Source organism: Protofrankia sp. Cr1 (assembly GCF_963555865.1).
GTDB lineage: Bacteria > Actinomycetota > Actinomycetes > Frankiales > Frankiaceae > Protofrankia.
Genome location: NZ_CAUVXO010000123.1, coordinates 5,629 through 9,381 on the forward strand (window position 1 = coordinate 5,629; position 3,753 = coordinate 9,381).

The window sequence follows — 3,753 nt, forward strand, 5'->3', positions numbered from 1 at the left end:
CCTACGGATCACGTACCGATCGCGTGCACACCGCCGTCCACATGAATGATCTCTCCGGTGGTGGCGGGGAACCAGTCCGACAGCAGCGCCACGCAGGCCTGGGCCGCGGGGCCGGTGTCATGGATGTTCCAGCCGAGCGGCGCGCGCTCGTCCCAGACAGCCTCGAACCGCTCGAAGCCGGGGATGCTCTTGGCTGCCATCGTGCGCAGCGGCCCCGCCGCAACCAGGTTGACCCGGACGCCCCGAGGTCCGAGATCACGAGCGAGATAGCGGGTCGCGGACTCCAGGCCGGCCTTGGCCACACCCATCCAGTCATAGGACGGCCAGGCCACAGCCGCGTCGAAGTCGAGCCCGACGACCGAAACCCGCTCACCGAACAACGGCAGGGTCGCCCGGCACAGGGAGGCCAGCGACCAGGTCGAGACCTGCACGGCGGTGGCGACCTCGGCCCAGGGTGCCTCCACGAACGGCTTGCCGCCCAGCACGGATTCGGGTGCGAAGCCAACCGCGTGCAGGACACCGTCCAACCCGTCGGTGTGCTCAAGGATCCGGTCGGCCAACGCGCTCAGGTGCTCTTCGTCGGTCACGTCCAACTCGATGACGGGAGCCTCGTCGGGGAGCCGCTTGGCGATCCGGCGGGTCAGCGACAGCCCGCGGCCAAATCCGGTCAGCACCACCGTCGCGCCCTGTTCCTGGGCGATCCGGGCGACCCCGAACGCGATGGACGCGTCCGTCAGGACGCCGGTGACGAGGATGCGCTTACCTGCAAGGAGTCCACTCACAGCCGGCATCCTGCCAAACATCACCAGCTGCTGGCGAGACGCCGCACCGACAAATTCACCCGCCGCGGACGGTGGGTTTCGCACGACCGACAAGCCTCATAACGATCATTGCGAGGACACTGGCCGCCACGGACGCGACGAGCACCGCGGTGGCGGCCCGCTGCTGGGCGCCGAAGTCGTCGAGGGCAAGCCGTGACATCAGCAGGCTGACGGTGAACCCGATACCGGCCAGCACACCGATCGGGGTCACCCCGCGCCAGCCGAGCCCGACGAGCAGCCGCGCCGCGCCGACCCGCACCGCGAGCCACACACCGCCGAGAACACCGATCACCTTGCCAACGACGAGCCCGGCGATGATGCCCTGGGACACAGGGTCCTCGAACACGGCACGCAGCGCCGTCACCGTGATCGGCACCCCGGCCTCGGCGAGCGCGAACAGCGGCACGACCAGTCCGGCCGAGAGCGGATGCAGTCTGTGCTCAAGGCGCACGGCGGGTGGGAGGCCCTCACCGGGGTCGGCGCGCACCCGGGTGAGCAGCGCCAGGGCGATACCGGCGACGGTCGCGTGTATTCCGCAAGCGTGTACGCATATCCACACACCCAGAGCCAATGGGATGTAGAGCAGCGGCGAGGTCCACCGTCGCCGCTGAGCGAACGCGTAGCCGGCCAGCAGGAGCACGGCCGCGCCCAGCCAGACCGGTTCGAGCCCGCTGGTGAACAGGACAGCTATCAGGATGATGGCGCCGATGTCGTCGACGACCGCCAGGCTCAGCAACAGCACCCGCATCGAGGTGGGCAGGTTCGTCCCGGCCAGGGCCAGCACACCGAGTGCGAAGGCGATGTCGGTGGCCACCGGGATCGCCCAGCCGTTAGCCGCCCCCGGCGCGCCCCGGGCAACCGCCAGGAACACCAGAGCCGGGGCGACCATGCCGCCGAGCGCCGCGACGACCGGCAGGACAGCGGCGCGAGCGTCCGAGAGCTCCCCGACGACGAGTTCCCGCTTGAGCTCAAGGCCCGCGACGAAGAAGAACACCGCGAGCAGGCCGTCGGCCACCAGCGCCCCGGCGCTCAGATGGTTCAGATGCAACCAGGACGGGCCGAAGCCCAGCTGCGCATCCCAGACCTCCCGGTACGTGCCGCCGGCGACGTTTGCCCACACCAGGGCAATCAGGGTGGCTCCCAGCAGCAGGAAGCCACCGGTGGTCTCCTGGCGGAGGAACTCGGCGAACTCCCCACGGCTCGACAGAACCTGGGGGACGCGGGAATGTGTGGTCACTCGCCTGCGTGCCACCGGTTTCCTTCCGGGAACGGCCCGCCCAGGGCGGCCACGGCCAACGATCGCACGCTCCGTTCGCTGGGTACCGTGGCAACAATGTCCCACCGCAGGTGGCACTCGGCCGATGGACACGCAGCGGACACGGCGGCGCCTGGTCAACCGGACCCGCGTGAGGACCCGCGTCCCGTCCTGCATGACGTCCCGCGGAAAGGCGGTGCCGCGGTGCTCAACAGGAGTGCCCGCCTGGTCCGCCGGATCGTGGTGACCGTGCTCGGAGTGGGCGTGCTCGGGGTGGGGGTTGCGCTGCTCGCCCTGCCCGGCCCAGGATTCCTCATCGTCGCGCTGGGGTTCTTCATCCTGAGTCTGGAGTACCCATGGGCCCGCCGACGGTTCGAACGGGCGTGGCAGAAGGCCGCCGACCTTGCTGACCAGGCCGCGGCGGCGGTGTGGTCATCCGTTTTCACGATCGTCTTCGGGCTGGCCATGGTTGCCGCCGGCGTCGCGTGGATTGTCGTGGAAGCGCTGCCTTTCTCCTCTCCGTGGACGGGCGGCAGCCTCATCTTCGGCGGCCTGGTGATCCTGATCACGATGCTGGTCAGCCTGTGGCAGGCCCGACCGGTACGCGACGCCGGCCGACCGACCCGCGACTGACGCCGCTGCGCGCCGGTAGCTGTACGCGGGGTCAGGCCGCCGTCCAGGTTTCGCTGTGTTCCCACAACAGCCGGGCGAGCTCCTCGCTGACGACCCGGCTCGGTTGCCGTTCGCGGCAGTTGTCGTAGAAACGGCCGGTCACGCCCGCCAGCTCCGGGGCCGTGGCGCAGTAGACCGATGTGCGGGCGCCGTCCTCGGTGGAGCGCATCGGCATTTTGATCAGCGGCCGGATCGGCCAGGGCACCCGCCGCCAGATGTCGGACGCCACCGCGCCGGGGTTCACGGCGTATGTCGTGACACCACGACCGGCCAGCCGACGGCCGAGCTCCTGGGTGAACAGTACGTTGCACAACTTGGACACCGCATATTCGGGAAATCCGGTGATGCTGTGCGTGGGTTTGCGTAGCATTGTGAAGTCGATCCCCTTGGCCCGGTAATGCCCGTCGCTGGAGACGGTGACAACGCGAGCAGGCGCACTGGCCACCAGACAGTCGAGCACGGCGGTGGTGAGCATGAAATGGCCGAGGTGGTTGACCCCGAAAGCCAGCTCGAAGCCATCCCGGGTGATGCCCTGATGCCCGGCGACACCGGCGTTGTTGATGAGCCCGTGCAGCGGCTGACCCAGAGCGAGGAAGTCCGCGGCGCACCGACGCACGGACGCCAGGTCGGCAAGGTCCAGGGAAAGGAAGGCGACGGCCTCGTTCCCGGTCGTCCGCACGATGTCGTCAACGACGGCTCGCCCCTTGGCCTCCGATCGGCAGGCGATGTACAGCCGCCCGCCACGCAGAGCAAGATCACAGGCCGTAGCCAGACCAATCCCGGTGTTGGCGCCGGTCACCAGGAACGTTTGCCCGACAAGATCCTTCATGTGACCGATCCAATCATGATCGATACCTCCGTCTACCGCGAAGGCCGGCCCTGGTGGCTGTGCACACAGAGATCAGACGATCATCGGGCGATGTCGGCGATCTATGCACCGATCCACCGACAGTTCAGGATACCGGCCGATAAGCAACATCATTACGAGTGAACGCAGCGCTACCC

At 68.5% G+C, this 3,753-nt stretch carries 4 protein-coding genes; 1 reads left to right on the top strand and 3 read right to left on the bottom strand.

The genetic code is table 11. The features are described from left to right. Window positions 1-8 precede the first annotated feature (8 nt). A complete protein-coding gene (gene fabI, locus U9980_RS12295; protein ID WP_322768025.1) occupies window positions 9-782 on the bottom strand; it encodes an enoyl-ACP reductase FabI in 774 nt (257 codons plus the stop codon). Window positions 783-837: 55 nt separating this feature from the next. Continuing rightward, on the bottom strand, window positions 838-2,058 hold the full coding sequence (gene nhaA / locus U9980_RS12300; protein ID WP_322768026.1) for a Na+/H+ antiporter NhaA: 1,221 nt from the start codon (window positions 2,056-2,058) through the stop codon (window positions 838-840). A 222-nt stretch (window positions 2,059-2,280) separates the two neighbouring features. Between nhaA and U9980_RS12305 the strand changes: the two genes are divergently transcribed. Further along, complete coding sequence (locus U9980_RS12305) at window positions 2,281-2,709, top strand: PGPGW domain-containing protein (RefSeq protein ID WP_322768027.1); 429 nt, start codon at window positions 2,281-2,283, stop codon at window positions 2,707-2,709. 31 nt (window positions 2,710-2,740) lie between these two features. On the opposite strand, the gene U9980_RS12310 is transcribed toward U9980_RS12305, so the two are convergent. Continuing rightward, entirely contained in the window at window positions 2,741-3,577 is an 837-nt protein-coding gene (locus U9980_RS12310) for an SDR family oxidoreductase (RefSeq protein WP_322768028.1), read from the bottom strand. Window positions 3,578-3,753: the final 176 nt, after the last annotated feature.

Coding starts and splice junctions, on each gene's coding strand:
- U9980_RS12310 (WP_322768028.1), bottom strand. CDS start 3,577: ATGAAGGATCTTGTCGGGCAAACGTTCCTGGTGACCGGCGCCAACACC.